This window comes from Collimonas sp., assembly GCF_039923675.1.
Taxonomy (GTDB): Bacteria; Pseudomonadota; Gammaproteobacteria; order Burkholderiales; family Burkholderiaceae_D; genus Collimonas.
The window spans coordinates 1-21,260 of record NZ_JBDTCG010000086.1 but is presented as its reverse complement, the minus strand read 5'-3'; the positions used below and the strand labels follow the sequence as shown (position 1 = coordinate 21,260).

17 protein-coding genes are annotated in these 21,260 nt (G+C 56.6%); 8 read left to right on the top strand and 9 right to left on the bottom strand.

All coding sequences use genetic code 11. The features are described from left to right. From ABI171_RS18645 to ybiB, 4 genes are all read right to left on the bottom strand, one after another. Positions 1-1,177, bottom strand: a 1,177-nt coding sequence (locus ABI171_RS18645; protein ID WP_348094036.1) for an NAD(P)/FAD-dependent oxidoreductase, incomplete at its 3' end; no start/stop codon positions are given. A 62-nt stretch (positions 1,178-1,239) separates the two neighbouring features. Next, positions 1,240-2,439: a YbdK family carboxylate-amine ligase gene (locus ABI171_RS18640; protein WP_348094035.1), complete on the bottom strand. Its 1,200-nt coding sequence runs from the start codon at positions 2,437-2,439 to the stop codon at positions 1,240-1,242. 37 nt (positions 2,440-2,476) lie between these two features. Further along, complete coding sequence (locus ABI171_RS18635) at positions 2,477-3,685, bottom strand: cation:proton antiporter (protein WP_348094034.1); 1,209 nt, start codon at positions 3,683-3,685, stop codon at positions 2,477-2,479. Positions 3,686-4,086: 401 nt separating this feature from the next. After that, positions 4,087-5,088 carry a DNA-binding protein YbiB gene (ybiB, locus tag ABI171_RS18630; RefSeq protein ID WP_348094033.1) on the bottom strand — a complete coding sequence of 334 codons (1,002 nt, stop codon included), beginning with the start codon at positions 5,086-5,088 and terminating at the stop codon, positions 4,087-4,089. 179 nt (positions 5,089-5,267) lie between these two features. Here ybiB and ABI171_RS18625 point away from each other — a divergent pair, with 179 nt between their 5' ends. The 4 genes from ABI171_RS18625 to ABI171_RS18610 all read left to right on the top strand — a co-directional run bounded on the left by ABI171_RS18625 (position 5,268) and on the right by ABI171_RS18610 (position 9,102). Beyond that, complete coding sequence (locus tag ABI171_RS18625) at positions 5,268-5,834, top strand: sigma-70 family RNA polymerase sigma factor (protein WP_348094032.1); 567 nt, start codon at positions 5,268-5,270, stop codon at positions 5,832-5,834. Positions 5,835-5,865: 31 nt separating this feature from the next. Next, positions 5,866-6,165 (top strand): zf-HC2 domain-containing protein, encoded by a 300-nt coding sequence (locus ABI171_RS18620; RefSeq protein WP_348094031.1) that lies wholly within the window; start codon positions 5,866-5,868, stop codon positions 6,163-6,165. A 69-nt stretch (positions 6,166-6,234) separates the two neighbouring features. After that, positions 6,235-7,260: a tRNA (adenosine(37)-N6)-threonylcarbamoyltransferase complex transferase subunit TsaD gene (gene tsaD / locus ABI171_RS18615; protein WP_348094030.1), complete on the top strand. Its 1,026-nt coding sequence runs from the start codon at positions 6,235-6,237 to the stop codon at positions 7,258-7,260. 333 nt (positions 7,261-7,593) lie between these two features. Next, the gene (locus tag ABI171_RS18610; RefSeq protein WP_348094029.1) at positions 7,594-9,102 is read left to right on the top strand and encodes a DEAD/DEAH box helicase; all 1,509 of its coding nucleotides are present in this window, start codon (positions 7,594-7,596) and stop codon (positions 9,100-9,102) included. Between the two features lie 17 nt (positions 9,103-9,119). Here ABI171_RS18610 and gluQRS read toward each other — a convergent pair whose 3' ends face one another. Next, positions 9,120-10,028, bottom strand: coding sequence for a tRNA glutamyl-Q(34) synthetase GluQRS (gene gluQRS, locus ABI171_RS18605; protein ID WP_348094028.1), 909 nt, complete (start codon positions 10,026-10,028; stop codon positions 9,120-9,122). Then, positions 10,021-10,998, bottom strand: coding sequence for a LysR family transcriptional regulator (locus tag ABI171_RS18600; protein WP_348094027.1), 978 nt, complete (start codon positions 10,996-10,998; stop codon positions 10,021-10,023). The genes gluQRS and ABI171_RS18600 overlap by 8 nt, the downstream gene beginning before the upstream one ends. A gap of 372 nt (positions 10,999-11,370) precedes the next feature. Between ABI171_RS18600 and ABI171_RS18595 the strand changes: the two genes are divergently transcribed. After that, on the top strand, positions 11,371-11,946 hold the full coding sequence (locus tag ABI171_RS18595; RefSeq protein WP_348094026.1) for a flavodoxin family protein: 576 nt from the start codon (positions 11,371-11,373) through the stop codon (positions 11,944-11,946). A 118-nt stretch (positions 11,947-12,064) separates the two neighbouring features. On the opposite strand, the gene ABI171_RS18590 is transcribed toward ABI171_RS18595, so the two are convergent. Further along, positions 12,065-12,943, bottom strand: a complete 879-nt coding sequence (locus tag ABI171_RS18590) for a sulfurtransferase (RefSeq protein ID WP_348094025.1) — start codon at positions 12,941-12,943, stop codon at positions 12,065-12,067. 106 nt (positions 12,944-13,049) lie between these two features. On the opposite strand from ABI171_RS18590, the gene dnaE reads away from it, so the two are divergent. The 3 genes from dnaE to ABI171_RS18575 all read left to right on the top strand — a co-directional run bounded on the left by dnaE (position 13,050) and on the right by ABI171_RS18575 (position 19,639). Further along, positions 13,050-16,535, top strand: a complete 3,486-nt coding sequence (dnaE, locus tag ABI171_RS18585; RefSeq protein WP_348094024.1) for a DNA polymerase III subunit alpha — start codon at positions 13,050-13,052, stop codon at positions 16,533-16,535. A gap of 122 nt (positions 16,536-16,657) precedes the next feature. Next, a complete protein-coding gene (gene msbA, locus ABI171_RS18580) occupies positions 16,658-18,415 on the top strand; it encodes a lipid A export permease/ATP-binding protein MsbA (RefSeq protein WP_348094023.1) in 1,758 nt (585 codons plus the stop codon). A gap of 99 nt (positions 18,416-18,514) precedes the next feature. Then, the gene (locus tag ABI171_RS18575; RefSeq protein WP_348094022.1) at positions 18,515-19,639 is read left to right on the top strand and encodes a glycosyltransferase family 9 protein; all 1,125 of its coding nucleotides are present in this window, start codon (positions 18,515-18,517) and stop codon (positions 19,637-19,639) included. On the opposite strand, the gene ABI171_RS18570 is transcribed toward ABI171_RS18575, so the two are convergent. Together ABI171_RS18570 and ABI171_RS18565 are read right to left on the bottom strand one after the other, a co-directional pair. Beyond that, the gene (locus ABI171_RS18570) at positions 19,614-20,687 is read right to left on the bottom strand and encodes a glycosyltransferase family 9 protein (RefSeq protein ID WP_348094021.1); all 1,074 of its coding nucleotides are present in this window, start codon (positions 20,685-20,687) and stop codon (positions 19,614-19,616) included. The two genes, ABI171_RS18575 and ABI171_RS18570, sit on opposite strands and share 26 nt — an antisense overlap. 102 nt (positions 20,688-20,789) lie before the next feature. Continuing rightward, positions 20,790-21,260: glycosyltransferase (locus tag ABI171_RS18565; protein WP_348094020.1), on the bottom strand; the 471-nt coding region annotated here is incomplete at its 5' end.

Genomic DNA, 21,260 nt, shown 5'->3' with positions numbered 1-21,260 from the left:
CCGTAGCAGACGCCCAGGCCCATTGAAAATTATAGCCGCCGAGCCATCCTGTAACGTCAACCGCTTCACCGATAAAGTGCAGGCCTGCTACCTGATTGGACACCATACTCTGCTGCGATAGTTCCCTGGTGTCGATCCCGCCGAGAGTCACTTCCGCTTTGCGATATCCTTCAGAGCCACTCGGTTGGATAGACCAGCGGTTAATTGCGTTCCCCAAATCTCGCAGCAAGCGGTCTGGAATATCGGCAAGACGGGCTGCCGGGTCAAGTTTATTTGCTTCGATGATGCCGTGGGCAAGTCTTGTCGGCAACCATTGGGCGAAGACGTTGCCAAGGTTTTTTTTAATGGAGGATTTGCCCTCGGTTAAGGTCTTGGTGATGTCAATTTCCGGTAAAAGATCAAGAAGCAGGGGAGCGCCGCTTTTCCAAAAGCTGGAAATTTGCAAAATCGCCGGACCGGAAAGACCCCGGTGAGTAAATAACAGATCTTCCTTGAATTCACCGCGCGTCTTTTTATCGCCGGTGGCTACTTCGACCGGCAATGCAATGCCCGCCAATGGCAGAAACGGTTGCCAGGCGGCGGAATCAAAGGTCAGTGGCACCAGCCCGGGCTGCGGTTCGACTACGCGCAGACCGAATTGACGGGCAATGCGATAAGCAAAATCGGTAGCGCCGATTTTAGGAATAGACAGGCCGCCGGTGGCGATGACAGCATTGCTTGCAAGTATCTCTCCCGAGCTGGTGTCGATCCGGAACAGGTCGCCGCTCTTGCCGATATTGGCGACGCTGCATGGCATGTGCCAGCTGACATTGCCCAGATCGCACTCGGCTTTGAGCATGGCGATAATTTGCTCTGAGGAATCATCGCAAAACAATTGCCCTTTGTGTTTCTCGTGATAGCCGATCCGATATCGTTTCATCAAGCTGATGAAATCCTGCGGGGTGTAGCGTGACAGGGCGCTTTTGCAAAAGTGCGGATTCTGCGACAGGAAATTTTGCGGTCCGGCGTTGATATTTGTGAAATTGCAGCGCCCGCCACCGGAGATGCGGATTTTTTCCGCCAGCTTGGTGGCGTGGTCGATCAGGACAACTTTTTTCCCGCGTTGACCGGCGACGGCGGCGCACATCATGCCCGCAGCGCCGGCGCCGATGACGGCGACATCAAATTGGTTTTGCATTAATCTTAATCAGGTATTTGTATTATTATTTTAATATTGTTTGTTGTTTATTGCTGTTCTTTTTATTGATAGTACGGCGGCGGTTCCTGTCCCATCCACAACTCCGACGACAAACGCATCATGTCATTGAGTGAGCCGCGCTGCACAAACGTTTGCCGCAACCAGCCAGCATCGCTCAGGCGTCCCTCAGCCATATGGCGCAGGCGCTTCAAGGTCAATTGTTCCGCTTCGTTCTGAGTATACCGCTGTAAGTCTTGTAAATGGCCAAGAAGATGTTCGTAGATCGGTAGTTTCGATGAGTCGGCGGGATTATTACTGTGTAATGCAATAGAGCCGCCAAGGCCATAACGGCTGGCTTCAAAGCGGTTGTATTGATACAACAGGTAGAAATCGTTGGTGATGACGAATGGTCGTTCCGTCAAGATCCAACGCGCCAGCAATTGCGCGTAGCAGCCCAGGTGTGCCGCATGTTCAATCGTCAAGGGTGTATCGCACACCCGTATTTCAACGGTGCCGTATTCCGGTTTGGGGCGGATATCCCAGTAAAAATCCTTCATGCTGCCGATGATGCCGATGCGTAGCAATTCATCGTAATAGGATTCGAAATCAGTCCAGCGCGTGAGCGTAGGCGCGGTGCCCGACAAGGGGAATGCGCGTACCACGTTGCTGCGCGAAGACTCAAACTGGGTATCCGCACCCTGGTAAAACGGCGAGGCGGCCGAGAGTGCGATGAAATGCGGTACGAAGCGTGAAAATGCATGCGTCAGGTATAAAGCATCGTCTCCATTTGGCACACCGATGTGGATGTGCTGGCCGAATACCGTGAAGGTCTTGGCCAGATAGCCGTATTTTTCATGCAGATGATGGAAGCGTTCGCTCGGGGTTATCCGCTGCTCGTTCCAGTGCTGGAACGGGTGCGCGCCGCCACCGGAGACGTCGATGTTCAGATATTGCGCACTGCGGTTCAACGCTGCGCGCAAGCCTTTCAATTCCTCGATCAGATGGTCGACCCGCGTGTGAACGTCGGAATTCAACTCGATCATGCCTTGCGTCATTTCCAGTTTGATTTGCTTCTGCAAATCGCGCGGCTCGATCCATGTCAGCAGATCGACGGCGTCGCTGGCCAGATTGTAGTTGCGGCGATTCACCAGTTGCAGTTCCAGCTCGATCCCCATGGTAAACGGGGTAGAGCTGGTAAACGGCAGAATCCCGGCTGTTGTTTCTTCGACGTTGATATCGCCGGCTTGGGTGTTTTCAATCATTGATTCACCTTTAATTCGCACCTTTAATTCGCACCATTCATTCGCGCCCGCTTTCGCCGGATTTGATCAAGGCAAACTGGGTGGCGATCGGCCCCAGTAATTCCAGGACGATCAGGCAGCCGGCCAGCAATGGCAAAACGTCGGCGGTGGTGTTCGGATAGAGATAGGCGGTGGTTTGCATCAATCCAAGCCCCGCCTCCGTCATGGGGAGCGTCCCCAGGGTAATCAGCGCTGCCTGCTTCCATTTCATCTTGGCGAAATGGGCGAAAGAAAACACGCCGCAAGCCATGGCGACAAAGCGTGCCGCGATCAGCACCGCTACCGATGCGCCGACCATGGACAGGTCGGACAGCCGGATCGAGGCGCCGATTGTGATAAACAGCATCACGATAAACAACTCATTGGCGACGCCGAATTCAAGCTCCATCAAATCGTACTGATGGTCAAGATTCTTCGACATGATGGCGAAGATCAGCATGGTCAGCAAGATTGGCAACTGGAGCGCATGCGCGGCGCCGATCGCCAGCGTAATGACGGCGATCACCAATACGAACTGGCGGCTCGGCTGGCGGCCCAGCAAACGCGCCAGCGGAATCATCAGGCGATAAGTCAGATAAGCCAGCACCAGCGAACCGCACAGCGAATACAGGGTGTGCGCCACCAAGGTGCTGAAGGGGGTGGCGCTTTCATGTGCCACGACTGGCAGCAAGGCATATGCGGCCAGCAAAGCGACGAAGTTGTTCAATGCGGTCATGGCGGCAAGGCGACGCGTCACCTGGCCTTCCGCCTTGAGGTCGCGCACCACCACCATGACCACTGCCGGGGCGGTCGCGATCGCCAGTACCCCGCCTAGCAGCGCCAGGACACGTGAGGTGCCAAGCCAGATCAAGGCGCCGCTGACGAAGGTGAAGCACAGCACGGCGCTCAGCACGACAGTCGCCAGCAGCCATTTTTCACGGCGCAGCCAGCCGATGTCGACATAGCGTCCTAGCTGATAAATGACCAGCGCCATCGCCATGTCGGAAAAGATGTTCGCCAGTTTCAGCACATCGCCGGACAACAGGTCAAAGCCGCCTACACCTAGCAGGAAACCGACGATCAGGTAACCGGTGATGCGTGGAAACCAAGGGTTTTTCGTTGCGATATGACCGCCCACTAGTCCGAACAGCAGCAAGCTGCCGAACAGTAACAGCGCATTCCATTGGATGGGCTGTGCTAGTGCAAAGGGCGGAAGAGTCCAATCCATGGATCCTCCAGAAAGTTAGTCTTGCAGCGTCAACGTTACCTGAAACTACGCTGGACAAGATGCCGTATGGGCAGATGAATGGGTGTTGCCGAAACGCGGATCCCGAATCTTGGATTCCGCCGTACTTCTCGCATTGGCACTGGTTAAGCGCACTCTCCTCGTCTTGATTATATTGGCGTTGCGCTATCTGTCCTGTGTAAGGTAATACCTAAAACACTAGCTTGCGATACTTCTTGGTAGCGATTGTTATTCATGCCGAATGCCAGATAGTACATGCATCCATACATTTACCATTCGGCATTGCAGTTCAGAGTGATTTGTTCTTCTCCGCAAAAATTAGTTCCCTTGAGAAATTCAACTTGCATTGCCGACTGTTTATCTTACGGCGCACCCGGATTTTATTATTTGCAGGCAGCCCGCAAGGCCCGGCAAGCCATCAGGCATTGTTCGATCTGGGCTGAAACCGGTTTCGGCACCAATTCCGGCTGCATCAGCGCCTGTTGTATCCAGTTGGCGGTACTGGCGGCATCGCGTTGTTCGGGCAGAGCCGGGATGTCGTTCGCAATTTCTTGTTTTTCAACCAGAGTAGTTTGGACACCGGCATGAAACCAGTCGATTTTTTGCGCCTTCCTGGCGTTTGCCACCGTTTCACCTTCCGTACCGCGCATCAAGAACACGTCTCCGCGTTGCGCGGCGGCTGTGGTCATGAAATACGCCGTGAGCATGGTCAGGTATTCCGGGTGTGTGTAGGAACTGAGGCGCAGGGCGGGCGCCGCGAACGGTTGCATGATCTTGACCAGCGTGTGGGTCGAGTTGCGGACCCCCAGGATCCGGCGCATGGCCAGCAGGCGCGCCATTTTCGGCGCCAATGCAGTGATCGGCATAAAGGCCGGCAGGCGCTTTTCAAAGCACGCCTGTGCCTGTTCAACATTATTGCAAAGCGGCTGCCCCAACGCCTGGAAGATTTCCGCGCTAGTGACACGGCCAAGATCTGTCAGCACGCCATGCACCAGAACCGGCACGCCTTCACGCGCCAGCAACATGGCCAGCAAGGGGGTCAGGTTGGCCATGTGGCGGGCGCCGTTGTAGCTTGGAATCACAACCGGCGCGTAGGGCGATGCGTTGTTTGCCGCATTCACACCGGAATCCGGCAGCGCTATCTGGGTAAACGACGCCTCGGCCGCCTCCAGGAAGCCGGCGATTTCGTCAACCGACTCCCCTTTGATGCGCATCGCCAGCAGGATGCCGCCCAACTCCAGATCTGAGACCCGGCCGTCAAGCATGGCCGCGTACAGGTCGTGGGCGTCGGCGCGCGATAGGCTGCGCGCGCCGTCCTTGCCGCGGCCGATTTCCTTGATGAAGCGGGCGGCGGCGAAGGGTTCAGCTGGGGAAATAGTTGTCATGGGTAGCAAGCGAGTGTGATTTGCCGGCGTGGATAAAACCGGGGGAGTGTGCGTAGGGATGTTACTTTACCAGCCAAAGCAGGAGGCCATCGGGTAGAATCGTCGCTCGAAACCGTTGCTTGCATCTGGCAGGGCGTCCTGTGCGTGCTTGTTTGACAGCGTCTTTTTTCAGGGTTTATATGGCAGTCGATCCTCTCCAGCTTGAAACATTGCGGCCGCAGCTAGTGCGCTTTGCTGCGCTGCAGTTGCGCAATGATGCGCAGGCTGAAGACGCCGTGTCGGAAACGATCATCGCAGTGCTTGAACATCCTGACCGCTTTCAGCAGCAGTCTTCGTTCAAAACCTATGTCATCGGCATACTCAAGCACAAACTGCTGGACCAGCTGCGGCGTGGCAAGCGCGAGGTGCAGTTGAACCACGACGAGGATGATGACCGTAGCGACGCCGAGATGTTTGATGCGCTGTTTACGTCCTCCGGGCATGCGATGGCAGCCGTGCCCAGCTGGGGAAATCCGGATGAAACCCTGGAGCGCAAGGAGTTTTTCGATATTCTGCAATTATGCATCGATAAGCTGCCAGCCAAGACCGGACGCATTTTCATGATGCGTGAGTGGCTGGAACTGGATACCGATGCAATCTGCAAGGAGCTCGACATCACGGCGGCGAATGCCTGGGTGTTGCTGCATCGAGCCCGTACCAGGCTCAAGGAGTGCTTGCAAATAAGCTGGTTCGGGGTCCAGGCTTGATTTCAAAGCTTTTTGCACAAAATAAGAAAATATGGGATGTCCCGATGATTTCATTTATTGTAAGCATTTGATTCTTGGCGCGACCAAACACTATTGTTGTGCTTTGTTGTGCTGCCAGCCCGGCCTTTCATTTACTTTTATGTCATATAAACGCTTGATCCCTCACTGCCGCGATACCCAGCAACTCCTGTCACAGGCGCAGGATAGCAACCTGTCGCCGTTAACCCGGGCGCGGGTACGCGTACACCTGTGGACTTGCACCGCTTGCACCCGATTCTCGCAGCAACTTGCCTTCATGCGGCAGGCGATGCGGCGGCTCGGGAAGGATTAATCACCCCGGCAGCGAGTAGCGGCCGCGCTTTCCTTTACAATGCGGCATTGTATAAATTTTGTTCCCTCCATGATTGTTCTCGGCGTTGAATCTTCCTGTGACGAAACCGGCCTCGCGCTCTATGACACTGAGCGCGGCTTGCTGGCGCACGCCCTGTATTCCCAAGTGGCGATGCACGAGCAGTATGGCGGCGTAGTGCCGGAACTGGCCTCGCGCGACCATATCCGGCGCGCTATTCCGCTGCTACAACAGGTGCTTGCCGAAAGCGGCATCGCCCGCCAGGACATCGACGCCATTGCCTATACCCAGGGACCCGGCTTGGCGGGAGCACTTCTGGTCGGCGCATCGATTGCTTGCGGCCTTGGCTTGGCGCTGGACAAGCCGATGCTGGGCGTACATCATCTGGAAGGCCATTTGTTGTCGCCGCTATTGGCGAGCGAGCCGCCGACCTTTCCGTTCGTGGCGTTGCTGGTGTCGGGTGGGCATACACAACTGATGCGGGTTGACGGTGTCGGTCAATACGCGCTGCTGGGTGAAACCCTGGACGATGCCGCCGGCGAAGCCTTCGACAAGTCGGCGAAATTGCTCGGTCTGGGCTATCCCGGCGGACCTGCGATTTCACGCATGGCGGAATTTGGCGATCCTTCGGTGTACCAGTTGCCGCGGCCGATGCTGCATTCGAAAAACCTGGATTTCAGTTTCTCCGGCCTCAAGACGGCGGTGCTGACCTTGGTCAAGAACCATCCCGCGAATATTTGCGAACAGGACAAAGCCAATATCGCGCGCGCGTTCGTCGATGCGCTGGTGGAAGTGCTGCTGGCCAAATGCCTGGCCGCTTTGAAGCAAACCGGCCTCAAGCGCCTGGTGATCGCAGGCGGTGTGGGCGCTAACCAGCAATTGCGCGCGGCGTTGAACGCCGCAGCCGAAAAGCGGCGTTTCCGCGTGTATTACCCGGAGTTGGAGTTTTGTACAGACAATGGCGCGATGATTGCCTTTGCCGGCGCCATGCGTTTGCAAATCAAGCCGGAAGCGGCGCAGCGCTCGTATGCCTTCAATGTGCGGCCGCGCTGGCCACTGAATGAACTTGGCATCTGAAACTGAGTAAATTCCCAGCTAGGCGTATAATGCGCGACTGTGGTACAAAACGTGCCGGGTAGATGTTTAAATGGCAACCTGGCTTGCGCTGTTCAAAACCGGCACTGCCACAATCATTTGGCTCATTTAGTGGGCTGACACGAAATTCACGAATTCAATTGAAAGCATTAGTGCCTTTTTACGAACATGTGTTCGTTGTTTGAGTGCATCTTGCACCGAAGGCCGCCAACTATCATGTCAGAGATACAGTCCGAAAATCAAGCTGCAACTCAAGTTGCAACTCATGCCCCAATTTCAGCCGAAACGCCAGTCCATATCCAGGCTGACCCAGCAGTGCCAGTTACGCCTACTGTCCGTTTCGCAGACTTCGGGCTATCGCCGGATATACTGCGCGCGCTGAGCGACCAAGGGTATGTGCACCCGACCCCGATCCAGGCGGAAGCGATTCCGATCGTGCTGCAAGGCCGCGACGTGATGGGTGCGGCGCAAACCGGAACCGGCAAAACCGCGGGTTTTTCCTTGCCGATCATCCAGCTACTGCTGGCGAATGCCAACACCAGCGCCTCGCCGGCGCGTCATCCGGTACGGGCATTGATCCTGACGCCGACGCGCGAACTGGCGGATCAGGTGGCGGAGAACGTCAAGGCCTATTGCCGTCATACCCCTTTGCGTTCGACAGTGGTGTTCGGCGGCGTTGATATTGCGCCGCAAACCGCTGCTTTGCGCTCAGGCATCGAAATCGTGATTGCTACGCCGGGCCGTTTGCTGGATCACGTCCAACAAAAGACCTTGAACCTGTCGCAGACGCAGATCCTGGTGATGGATGAGGCCGACCGCATGCTCGACATGGGTTTCCTGCCTGATTTGCAACGCATCATCAACCTGCTGCCGAAAGAGCGCCAGAACCTGATGTTCTCGGCGACTTTCTCCGGTGAAATCAAAAAGCTGGCAGCCACTTTCCTCAAGAATCCGGTGACGATCGAAGTGGCGCGCAGTAACGCCACCGCCGATAACGTCACGCAAACCATGTACCGGGTCGATGAGCAAACCAAGGCCCAGGCGGTATCGTTCATCATTCGCGAACGTAACCTGAAGCAGGTCATCGTCTTTTCCAATACCAAGATCGGCGCCTCGAAACTGGCGCGTCACCTGGAAAACGAAGGCGTCAATGCCTCGGCGATTCACGGCGACAAGACGCAGAACGAACGCATGGCGGCATTGGAAGCGTTCAAGCGCGGTGAAATCGAAGTCCTGGTAGCGACCGACGTTGCGGCGCGTGGCCTGGATATCGCCGAACTGCCATGCGTGATTAATTTCGACCTGCCTTACAATGCAGAAGATTATGTACACCGGATTGGACGTACCGGCCGTGCCGGCGCGTCCGGCGATGCGATCTCGCTGTATGCCGACAAGGATGAACGTTTGCTGGTCGATATCGAAAAAATGATCAAGTACAAATTCGTGCGCGCCGAACTGACCGGGTTTGTCGCCAAGCCTTCCAGCTCGGATCGTGAGCGTTCGTCGGGACGCCGTGATGGCGCCGATGGCCGTGGCGAACGCAGTGAACGTGGCGGTGACCGCAGCGAGGGGCGCAGCGACAGCCGCAGTGATAGCCGAGCTACGTCGTCCACGTCATCCAGCCGCAGCCAGCAGCATACGCGCAGCGCCTATACGTCGACGCCTATCGGACGCAAGGAAAAGATCGATCCGTGGTTCCTCAAGCCTTACGAGCCAACGCTCTCGGCCGACGTCGAACCATCCGCCACGGCGCCCGCCGGTGGCTCCGTCAAATCGCCCAAGGTCAAGTTGGCGGCACTGCTGGGCGGCGTGCCAAAGCGTTAGTCAACGCTTAGTCAATACTAAGCGACCGTTGCGTCGTCCGGGCGAGTCGCTTCAAGATTCGCCCATGCCGCGGTGGCCAACGGCCAGAACGCGGCAATATTCTCGACTTGTCCGATATCCAGCCCCAAAAACCAGGCAGCCTTGTTTAGCGCTTGCAGCGGCTGTGTCATGTCAATGGCTTGTGCGCCATTTTGCTTCGATAGCTTTTCGCCGTCGGCATTGGTGATCACCGGCACATGCAGGTACTGCGGCGTCGCCAGCAACAGCTGGCGCTGCAGGTAAATCTGGCGCGCGGTCGAATCCAGCAAGTCTGCGCCACGCACCACATGCGTCACGCCTTGCTCGGCATCATCGACCACCACTGCCAGCTGATAGGCCCAGAAACCGTCCGCGCGCTTCAGTACAAAATCTCCCACTTCGATCGCCAGATGCTGCTGCATGCGGCCGAGCCAGCGGTCATCAAAAATGATCAGTTCATCGATATGGCCCGGGTCCGGCACTCGCAGCCGGTAAGCCCGGGCTGGTTTGCCGACAGGCAGGCCGCTACGGCAGGTGCCAGGATAGACGGCCGCGCCATCGGCGGCGACGCAGATGCGCGAATCGACAATTTCGCGGCGCGTACAGCCGCAAGGGTAGGCGAGCCGTCCGAGGCGGTCAAAGGCCGCTTCATAGGCTGCGCCGCGCTGGCTCTGGAACATCACTTCGCCATCCCACTGCATGCCGAGTGCGCTGACATCCGCCAGTATCGATTCCGCTACGCCGGCAGCGGTACGGGCTTCATCGACATCTTCCATGCGCAGCAGCCAGCGGCCATGGTTCGCCTTCGCATCCAGGTAGCTGGCCATGGCGGCCACCAAAGAGCCGGCGTGCAAGGGGCCTGTCGGCGAGGGGGCGAAGCGGCCGATATAGGTTGGTTGATTAGACATTACTGGTCGATTCATGATGAGGTTGCTGCGATCGCGGCGGCGATGCCGGCGCCGAGGCGCCAAGCAACGCGTGCTGCGTCGCCGGTTCGCTGAGTTGCGCAATGAACCATTTGAGCGATTTTCCCACGACCGGCGTCCGCCAGGCGATCTGCGTCTTGTCGCTGGGCTTGGCTTCGGTGGTTTGCTTTTCGATCAATGCGCCTGAGGCAAAATAAGGAGCGGCCATCCAGCGCGGCAGATGGCCGCAGCCGAGGCCGCCAAGCTGGGCTTGCAATTTAGCCGTAATGGACGGCACGGTCAGGATGTCCTGGCCATTCAGCAGGCCCGAGTTGATGCTGGGCAGGGTACGGCCGGTATCGCCGACTGCTACCGCGCGATACTGCTGTACCAGGCTGGCGGTGAGCGGCTCCGGCGCGTTTGCCAACGGATGGCCTGGAGCCACTGCGAAGACCCAGTCGATGGTACCAAGTTGACGGGTCTGGAAATCGCCGCTCATGCGGATGCTGTCGGGGCCGCTATGTGGAGCGCCGATCGCCAGGTCGGCACGGTCGAATAATAAAGATTCCCAGACGCCTGACAAGGCCTCGTGCGAAATACGCAGGCGGGTGCCGGCATTCTCGCGATCAAAGGCGTCGATCAGCGGCAGCAAGCTGTCAAACGGGATGATGCTGTCGAGGACGATGCGCAGCTCAACTTCCCAGCCGGTCGCGGCGCGCTTGACTCTCCGCTCCAGTTCTTGCGCCGCCAGCAGCAGATGACGGCCTTCGGTCAGCAGCTCAAGGCCGGCAACGGTGAGTTTGGCGCGATGGCCGCGGCGGTCGAACAGCAACACGTCCAAGTCCTCCTCCAGCTTGCGCACACTGTAAGTCAGCGCCGACGGCACGCGATCCAGCTCGATAGCGGCGGCGGCAAAGCTGCCTTTGCGGTCTATCGTGTCGAGAATTTGCAAAGCTTCCAGCGTCAGATTCATTATTGCTTGATCAATAATCGCGAGTGTGATTCAAGTTATATAAAGACAATACGCAATGCGAGTGAGTATTGCAAAAATTTCATTCAGATAAATTGAATGATATATCGAAATTTTGTGACTGTCTAAAGCCGTTCCTTGCAGCTATAGTGCCAAGTAAAGCAATGGATAGCTATAAGATATTTCTATATTGAAATAGATTTTCGGATATATCGCGATCGAATTTCGCCATTGGATGGCATGCATGACTTGACTGCCGATCTGGCTTTTCGTTCGCCGGATAGCCAGATTTTGCAAAATCGGCAGTTACCGTTTATTTTCATTGCTGCTTTCGTTATTTGTTTCTCACCGTATTTCACATCAAAGGGAATTGTCATGACCAAGGTTGCTATCGTTTACCACTCAGGCTACGGCCATACCAAAAACCAGGCTGAAGCAGTCCATGCCGGCGTCTTGCGTGCGCAGGGAGCGACGCCGGAACTGATCGCCATCGACGCCGAAGGCAATCTCAGCGACGCCGCCTGGGCTTCCCTGGAAGCGGCTGACGCCATCATCTTTGGCACGCCGACCTACATGGGTACGGTTTCCTGGCAGTTCAAGAAATTTGCGGATACCTCGTCGAAGCAATGGTTTGGCCAAAAATGGAAAGATAAAGTCGCTGCCGGCTTTACCAATTCGGCCACCATGAATGGCGACAAGGGGACCACCATGAGTTACCTGATTACTTTCGCGATGCAGCACAGCATGGTCTGGGTTGGCACCGGACTGATGCCTGCCAACAGCAAGGCGGCGCAGCGCAACGACGTCAATTTCGTTGGCGGCTTCTCCGGCGCCCTGGCGCAAAGCCCGTCCGACTCGTCACCGCAAGAAGGTCCGGCGGCAGGCGATCTCGAAACCGCCAGCCAGTTTGGCCAGCGCGTTGCCGAAACTGCGCAGAAATTCAAGAAGTAATTGATTGATCTGGAGGACAGGCAAGGGCCGACATCAATCGGTCGCCGAGCTTGTCGCCCAAAAAGTAGAAAGCCCGCTGATTTACAAGCGGGCTTTTTGTTGTGCCTTACATTTTGGTTTAATGCGACGCGGCTGTTTCCGTCGATGCAGCAGCGATTTCCGGAACACAATGCGGACAGGATTTGCCGGCAACGTACTGCGAAGAAAGCTGCTGGCGCGGCGTCACCACCGCGCGGCAGGCATAGCATTGCACTGTGGCGGTTTCCTGCAGTTGCGGATTGAGGGCGGTGCGATAGTCGAATACGAAGCAATCGCCGTCATAATGGGCGCCGCCGCATTCTTCGAAATACTTCAGGATGCCGCCTTCCAGCTGATATACGCTGTCGTAGCCGATGTCTTGCATGTGGATCGCGGCTTTTTCGCAACGGATGCCGCCAGTGCAAAAGGTAACGATGGTCTTGTCCGCCAGCTCGTCCTTATGTTCGGCAATCACCGCCGGAAACTCACTGAATTTCTCGATGCGGTAATCGATGGTGTTTTCAAATGTGCCGACGTCGACTTCGAATGCGTTGCGGGTATCCAGCATCACCACCGGCTTGCCATTGTCATCATGGCCTTGATCCAGCCAGCGCTTCAGCGTCCGGGCTTGCACCGCCGGCGCCCGGCCCAGTTCCGGCTTGATCAGCGGGTGCTTCATGGTAATGATTTCCGACTTCAGCTTGACCAGCATGCGGGTGAACGGCTGCTTTTCCGAATAGCTTTCCTTGACTTCCAGATCCGTAAAGCGCTCGTCGGCGCGCAGCCACGACAGAAACTGGTCGATTTGTCCGCGCACGCCGGCCAGGAACAGGTTGATGCCTTCCGGAGTGAGCAAGATCGTGCCTTTTAGTTGCAACTGTTTGCAAATTGCAAGAAATTCAGGACGTTTCTGTTCCGTGTCTAGGAAAGTGATGAATTTATAGGCCGCGATATTGACGAAATGATGATTGGACTGCATGGCTTATTTCTCGGTAAGTCGTTGATTTATCAGTATTATAAACGCCGGACACAGGTTTGCCCAATTTTGACGAAAGTCTGTCTGGCCTCGGGGTAAAATACCGCCCATGACGACACCGCAATTTATCCAGCAGTTTATTCACCTACGCCTCCACTCCGAGTATTCGATCGTCGACGGCCTGGTACGCATCGACGACGTAGTGAAAGCCGCAGCCAGCGATGGCCAGGCCGCACTTGGCATTTCCGATCTCGCCAACCTGTTCGGCATGGTGAAATTCTATAAAGCAGCGCGCAGCAAAGGCATCAAGCCGATCATCGGCTGCGATGTCTGGATCACCAACGATGACGAGCGCGACAAGCCGTCGCGCCTGCTGCTGCTGGTCAAGAACCGTAGCGGCTATCTGCAGCTATGTGAATTGCTGTCGCGCGCCTGGCTGGAAAACCTGCATCGCGGCCGTGCTGAAATTCGCGCGGAATGGCTGGCTGGCCTCAAGGATCACGGCGATGGTAACGGCAATGGCTTGATCGCCTTGTCCGGCGCCCACTTCGGCGACATCGGCATCGCGATCGATAACGGTAATCCGGAAGCGGCGGAGCGTTGTCTCCAGCGCTGGACCGCTATCTTCCCGGACAATTTCTACGTAGAAGTGCAGCGCGCCGAGCAGCCCAACATGGAAGCGCACGTGCGCCAGGCAGTGGCGCTGGCGGCCAAATTCGGCGTGCCGGTGGTGGCCACCCATCCGACCCAGTTCCTGGACAAGGAAGAGTTCATCGCGCATGAGGCGCGCACCTGTATCGCTGAAGGCGAAATGCTGGCGAATGCGCGCCGCGTGCGCCGCTTCAATGTCCAGCAATCGTTCAAGACCCAAGAGGAGATGGTAGCGCTGTTTGCCGATATGCCGGCGGCTTTGCAGAATTCCATCGAAATCGCCAAGCGTTGCAACCTGACGCTGCAACTGGGCAAGCCGCAACTGCCGGATTTTCCGACGCCGGACGGTATGACCATCGGCGAATTCCTGATCCAGCAATCGCAGGAAGGCCTGGAACTGCGCCTGGTGCACCTGTTCCCGGACGAAACCAAGCGTGAGCAGCAGCGCCAGCGCTACCAGGACCGGCTGAAGTTTGAAACCGACACCATCATCAAGATGGGTTTCCCAGGCTACTTCCTGATCGTTGCCGAGTTTATCCGCTGGGCCAAGCAGAACGGCGTGCCGGTCGGACCGGGGCGGGGTTCCGGCGCCGGTTCGCTGGTGGCGTACTCGCTGCAGATCACCGATCTCGATCCGCTCAAATACAACCTGCTGTTCGAACGTTTTCTCAATCCTGAACGGGTATCGATGCCCGACTTCGATATCGACTTTTGCCAGGAAGGCCGGGACCGCGTCATCCAGCATGTCAAGGATCTGTATGGCAAGGATGCGGTGTCACAGATCGCCACCTTCGGCACCATGGCTGCCAAGGGCGCGATCCGCGACGTCGGCCGGGTGCTCGATTTCGGCTACAATTTTTGCGACGGCATCTCCAAACTGATCCCGTTCAAGCCGGGCAAGCACGTGACGATTGCCGATGCGATCCAGGAAGAGCCGATGCTGGCGGAGCGCCTGGAAAACGAGGAAGAGGTCAAGCAGCTGCTCAACCTCGCGCAACAAGTTGAAGGCATCGCCCGCAACATCGGCATGCATGCTGGTGGTGTCTTGATCGCGCCGGGCAAGCTGACCGATTTCTGCCCGCTGTACACGCAAGGTGGCGACGCCGGCGTGGTCTCGCAGTACGATAAAGACGACGTGGAGGCCGTCGGCCTGGTCAAGTTCGACTTCTTGGGTTTGACCACCCTGACCATCCTGGATCGCGCGGTGCGCTACATCAAGCAGCTCGATCCCGCCATGGCTGACTTCAGCCTGGAAAAGCTGCCGCTCAACGACCGCGCTTCCTATGACTTGCTGACCGCAGCCAAAACCGTGGCCGTGTTCCAGCTGGAAAGCCGCGGCATGCAAGGCATGCTGAAAGACGCGCGGCCCGACCGTTTCGAAGACATTATCGCGCTGGTGGCTTTGTACCGTCCGGGCCCGATGGACCTGATTCCGGACTTCTGCAAACGCAAGCACGGCGAGCGCTTCGACTATCCCGACCCGCGCACCGAAGGCATCTTGTCTGAAACCTACGGCATCATGGTGTATCAGGAGCAGGTGATGCAGATGGCGCAGGTGGTCGGCGGCTACTCGCTCGGCGGCGCCGATTTGCTGCGGCGGGCGATGGGTAAGAAGAAGGCCGAAGAGATGGCGGAACACCGCCAGATTTTCCGCGACGGTGCGGCCAAGGACGGTTTGAGCGAAGCCAAGGCCGACGAGATTTTCGACTTGATGGAAAAATTCGCAGGCTACGGCTTCAACAAGTCGCACGCTGCCGCCTATGCCTTGCTGTCGTATCACACCGCCTACCTGAAAGCACATCACCCTGCCGCGTTCATGGCCGCCAACTTGTCGCTGGCGATGGACGATACGGAAAAGATCAAGATCCTGGTGGAAGACGCACTGGTCATTTGCAAACTGACTTTACTGCCGCCGGACATCAACTCGTCGGACTACCGTTTCACGCCGGAAGGCGAGTCGGGCAAGAAGGCGACTTTCATCCGCTACGGGCTGGGAGCGGTGAAAGGCTCGGGGCAGAATGCGATTGAAGCCATCATTGCCGCCCGCCAGGAAAAGCCGTTCGTCGATCTGTTCGATTTCTGCCTGCGGGTCGACAAGCGCCAGATCAACCGCCGCACCATCGAATCGCTGATACGCGCCGGCGCCTTCGACTGTTTCAAGGTGGACCGCGGAATCCTGCTGGCTTCCGTACCGCGCGCGATGGAAGCCGCGGATCAGAAACTGGCGTCGGCAAACCAGGTGAGCCTGTTTGGCGGCGACGACAGCGACCTCGAAGCGCCTATCGAATATGTACAGGCGACGCCGTGGACGGACAAGCAAAAACTGACCGAAGAGAAGACCGCGCTCGGCTTCTATCTGTCAGGGCATTTATTCCACGCTTATGCCGCCGAGGCGCGTCGTTTTGCACGCACGCCGCTGGGTAGCCTGGAACCTTCGCGCGAACCGCGCACGCTGGCCGGCATCATCTCCGGTTTGCGCACGCAAATGACCCAGCGCGGAAAAATGATGATCGTCACCCTGGACGACGGCAGCGCGACGGTTGACGTCACCGTCTACAACGAACAGTTCGAACCGAACAAGGCGTTCTTCAAGGAAGATGAATTCCTGGTGGTGCAGGGCAAGGTGTCGGAAGACCGTTTCAACGGCGGCTTGCGGGTATCGGCTGAAAAGGTGATGGATATTGCCGCCGCGCGGATTCATTACGGCCGCCAGTTCGTGCTTTCCCTGACGTCTTCGGAGAAAAAAATCGACGTGCTGCAATTGCGGGACATGCTGTCGCCGCATCGTTCAGATAACGGCTTGCCCCTGACCTTGCACTACACCGGCGAGGGCGTGGCTTGCGAAATGCTGTTTGGCGACGAATGGCGCGTATCGCCGAGCGACAGTTTGCAGATTTCGCTGGTGGAGAAAATCGGTTCGGGAATGGTCGCTGTGGAGTACTGAGGCCGCGTTTGCCGTATTTATCGTACCTGCGTCAACTGGCGCTATCCGGAATATCATTTGACTCGCCCATCGGAGAAGAAATTTTCCATGACAATAAAGAGTAGAAAATTTAAAGCAGATTTATGAGCGTATATTCTTATACAACAATCTTCAAGCGTCTTGCAGCTTTGCATAAGCCGTACAAGAAACGCTTGATGCTGGGTCTTCTCGGGATGGTGGTGACGGCTGCAACGGAGCCGCTGGTCGCCTACATCTTCAAGATCCTGCTGGACAAGGGCTTTGTTCAAAAGCAGACGTTTCCGATATGGGTGGTGCCGCTAGCCGTGATCGGTGCATTCGTCGCGCGCGGTGCGTCGACTTTCCTGACTACCTACATGACAAACTGGGTGTCTACGCGGGTGCTGACTACATTGCGCCAGCAGATGTTCGACCGCATCTTGAATGTCTCGATTGATTTTCACGCCACCCATACGGTAGGCCGGGTGATCAATTCGATCATGTTTGAAGTGCAGCAAATCATCGAGATGATCAGCAAGCTGTTTACATCGATCGTGCGCTGCGCCCTTACCGTCGCGGGTTTGCTCGGCTACATGCTGTTCATCAGCTGGAAATTGACGATAGTCGCGGTGGTGTTGATGCCTTTGATGATGCTGGTGGTACGTACTACCGCCAAGCGCCTGAAAAAGCTGAACAAGGATTCGCTCGACGTCAATGCACAGCTAACCCAGGTGATTGAAGAAACTACACGTGCCCAGCAGGTTATCAAGGTGTTCGGCGGCGAAGCATACGAGCGCAAGCGTTTCGCGGAATCCGCAGAACACATACGCCATTTCAGCATGCGCATGACTAGTACGTTTGCCGCGACCGTGCCGGTTACGCAAATCATGATGGCTTGCGCGATGTCGGCGATGATCACGATGGGCCTGGTACAGGCAAGCCATGGCCAGCTTACCGCCGGCGACTTCATATCGTTCCTGGCGGCAATGATTGCGCTGCAGGTGCCGCTCAAGCAGCTGGCTGAAGTGAATGGCCCGCTGCAACGCGGGATGGCGGCGGCGGAAGCCGTATTCAAGCTGATCGATAGCCGGATCGAACGCAGCGGCGGTATCCAGCTGGATCAGCGCGCGATGGGGAAAATCGAATTTTCCAATGTCGGTTTTTCCTATCCGGGCCAGGAAAAACCTGCCCTGAAGAACATCAACCTGGACGTCAAGCCGGGAGAAACGATTGCCTTCGTGGGTATGTCTGGCGGCGGCAAATCGACTCTGGTCAACCTGATTCCCGGATTTTATTCCGTGACCGAAGGCCGCATCCTGCTGGACGACCTGCCGATCGAAGACATAGCGCTGGACAGCTTGCGAGCGCAAATAGCCATGGTTAGCCAGAATGTGGTGCTGTTCAACGATACGATCGCAGCTAACATCGCCTACGGCGACAGCGCCCCTAGCCAGGCTCGGATTGAAGCCGCAGCGAAGGCCGCGCACCTGGCCGAAATGATCGCCGCCTTGCCGGACGGTTATGCCACCCAGGTCGGCGACAACGGCTCGCGCCTATCGGGTGGCCAGCGCCAGCGACTGGCGATGGCGCGCGCCATCTACAAGGACGCACCGATCCTGATCCTGGACGAGGCGACATCGGCTCTCGATACAGAATCGGAACGCGCGGTGCAGGCAGCGCTGGACCAGTTGATGCAGGGCCGCACCACTTTCGTGATCGCACATCGGCTGTCAACGATCGAACGCGCCAGCCGCATCGTCGTGCTTTCCAACGGCAACATCGTCGAGATCGGTACGCACCACGAGTTGCTGGACAAGCAGGGCGCTTATGCAAATTTGTATCATCTCCAATTTTCCAAGAAAGCGGTGAACGTCGAGATGTAGCCTTGGCGATCGCGGGCGGCCTGCCTGAGATCGACGGCCGGCAAATATCAGGAAAACATCCGGAAAATATCGTCTGCAAGAAAATCAAAAGAAAATCTCATGACAGCACAACTCGTCTCGGCCGAAAGATTGAAGAAAACAGATAAGATTCTGTTCATCGCCCATCTTGCACTCGGTGATTTCACCTATCTGCAAAACTGCTTTCAGGCTTTTGCGCAGGCCTTCCCGCATATTAAAATCCATATCTGGGTGGATGAGGTCAGGCGTACCGACAAAGCTGCAGCATGGCCGTTCCTGAAGAAATATGCCTTGTATGACTGGCTGGCGGAATGTCCCTTCGTCGCCAAGATCTATCAGCAGACCTACAGCCCCGCCTTGTTCGAGCAATCGATCGTCGAAGCGCAGCAGCAGGACTATCCGCTGGTGGTGTCATTGTCTACGCTACGGCCGCCGATGTATGCAAAGCTGGCGCGCCAGATCAGCCCACGCGGGTTTGTGGCTGGTATGCGGAAGCCGGCCGGAATTCTGGCGCTGCATAAGCGCCTGGCCTACCGTAAGCTGGATGCCTCTTTCAATCCCGACGGCGTCGCCGACCCGGGCGTGCATATCAGTGCTGTGTATGCGGCCTGGTTCAAGCGCCTGTTCGGCATGGAGAGTACGCCGTCCTCACGCCTGCCGTTTGTACGGATTCCCGAACGGTGGGACCGTTACGCGCAGGAGCAGCTGAAGCTCTGGAATTTTGAACGCGACAACGCACAATCGGTTTATCCGGCCAAGCTGATCTTCATCAATCCCTACGCCAAAACCCATAAGCGTTGCTGGCCGCTGGAGCGAGTGGTGGAGCTGGTGTCTGCGCTGAGAGCGGAGGATGCTTATAAAGATACGCGTTTCATCGTCAACGTCGTGCCCGAGGAAATGCCGCACGCCAAAGCATTCTTCGGTGGCCAGGCGCTGGGTCGTCTGCAGCTGTTCAGTGCGCAGGATAATTTTTTCCAGTTGCCCGCGATGTTGCGCGAATGCGATTTGATCATTTCGGTCGAAACCGCGGTGATGCATCTGGCGAATGCGGTGCATGTACCCGTGATCGCCTTGATGCGCCAGAAGAATCCGGAGTGGGCGCCGATCGACAAGGAAAACAGTAGTGTGATCACCACCGCCAACCGGCGGGATTGGGTGAAGGCGATTACGGTTGCCCAGGTTATCGCCGTGCTGCATCAGCAATAACAGGCGCATCCTCAGCATCGTTGATGCTCGCATCCTGGCGCCATTGCAAGACAATTTTGGCGACGGCGCCAGGCGTGATGTTTTCCATGCAATCGCAGCTGGCAGCGTTGCTGTCCTTGCAGCCGACACAGCTGACCGGCAAGGACAAGGCTTGCGCCCGGACGCCCAGCGGCGCCCATCTGCCCGGGTGCATCGGACGGGTTGGTGGAAATAGTCCAAGCGTGCGCTGCCCCAGCGCAGCTGACATATGGAGCGGACCGGTGCCGCTGGCGATCAAGCCATCTGCCGCTTTAATGAACGAACTCAGTTGGTCAAGCGTGAATTTTCCGCAGACATTGCTGACGTTCGGCTGTTGCAATAGTTCTGCCGCATGTGTGGCCAGCCATTCGCCTTCAGCGGGACTGCCGGTAAGCCACATCTGGATATCCGGATATTTGCTCAGTTCCCTGGCGAGCGCGGCGTAGTGCTTGACCGGCCATTCGCGCCCATGGCCATTGGATTTGGTATGGAGGATGAGATTGAAGGAATGCGCCTGGAATAGCTGGTTTATTTCGGCAACCTTGGGGATGTCGAAATCATACAGGGCGATAATTTCCGGCAGGTCCGGGATGGTGGTCAGCCCGAAAGGACGCAGGAATTCGAAATTGAACTGCGCCTCATGCAGTTCCGAATTTCCTTTCTTGAACCGCACCCTGCGATTGCAATACAGCATTTGATACAGCTTATGGCGGGCGTTGCCGATCCGGTTGCGAATGCGTGCCTTGAATGCGACGACCGCCAGGCGCTTGTTCGGTTGCGCCAGGATGATGGTGTCGACATTCGCCTGTGAAAAGTAGGCATCCGGGTTATCCAGGAAACCTTCCAGCTCCACCACTTCGTCGACGCTGCGGCAATGCCTGACCACCGGCGCGGCATAGGCGCGACACAGGAAACTGATTTTCAGCGACGGGAAGTGTTGTTTCAGATACGCCGCAATAGGCAAGGTCAGGATGACGTCGCCTATATTGTCTGTGCGGCATATTAAGACATGGGAGCTGGTTATTGCCATTTGTAGATCGCTAACGCTGTACGGATGTTGAATTTTGAGGATTGTAGCTTGCTGTTATAAAAATCGGTCAAGTTCCAACGGATAGTTACCTCTTACACTACATTACCTTGCGGAAAGATATTTCATATACCATTTGAAACTATCCAGTACCTGCCCGCGCTTCATCAGGAAGCGCGAGTACATCCGCATCTCTTTGTAGTTCCTGGGCGCCTTATCGAGCGGCAGGTCGGCCCAGGGCGACAACGCCTGATACTTGACGAACAAGTCGCGCGACGCATGCAGGCACCAGTCATTCCAGGGTTTTACCGCGCCGGCGAAGTGGATGAATACCACCTCGCCGATATCGCGCATCTGGCGCTTGTCCTTTTCCAGGTCATGGATCAGGTCATACAGGAAATTCCATTTCCGCGGGATATACTGGATTTTCCCTTCCAGCACGACATTCAGGGCATCCTGGTCAGGAAAACGGTAATCCTTGCCGTTTTCCAGTATGGCGTGGATGGTTTTTTCGGTGATTTCCTGGGACATCCAGTTTTCGACATGCATGTACATCACGCCGGAGTTGAAGTATTT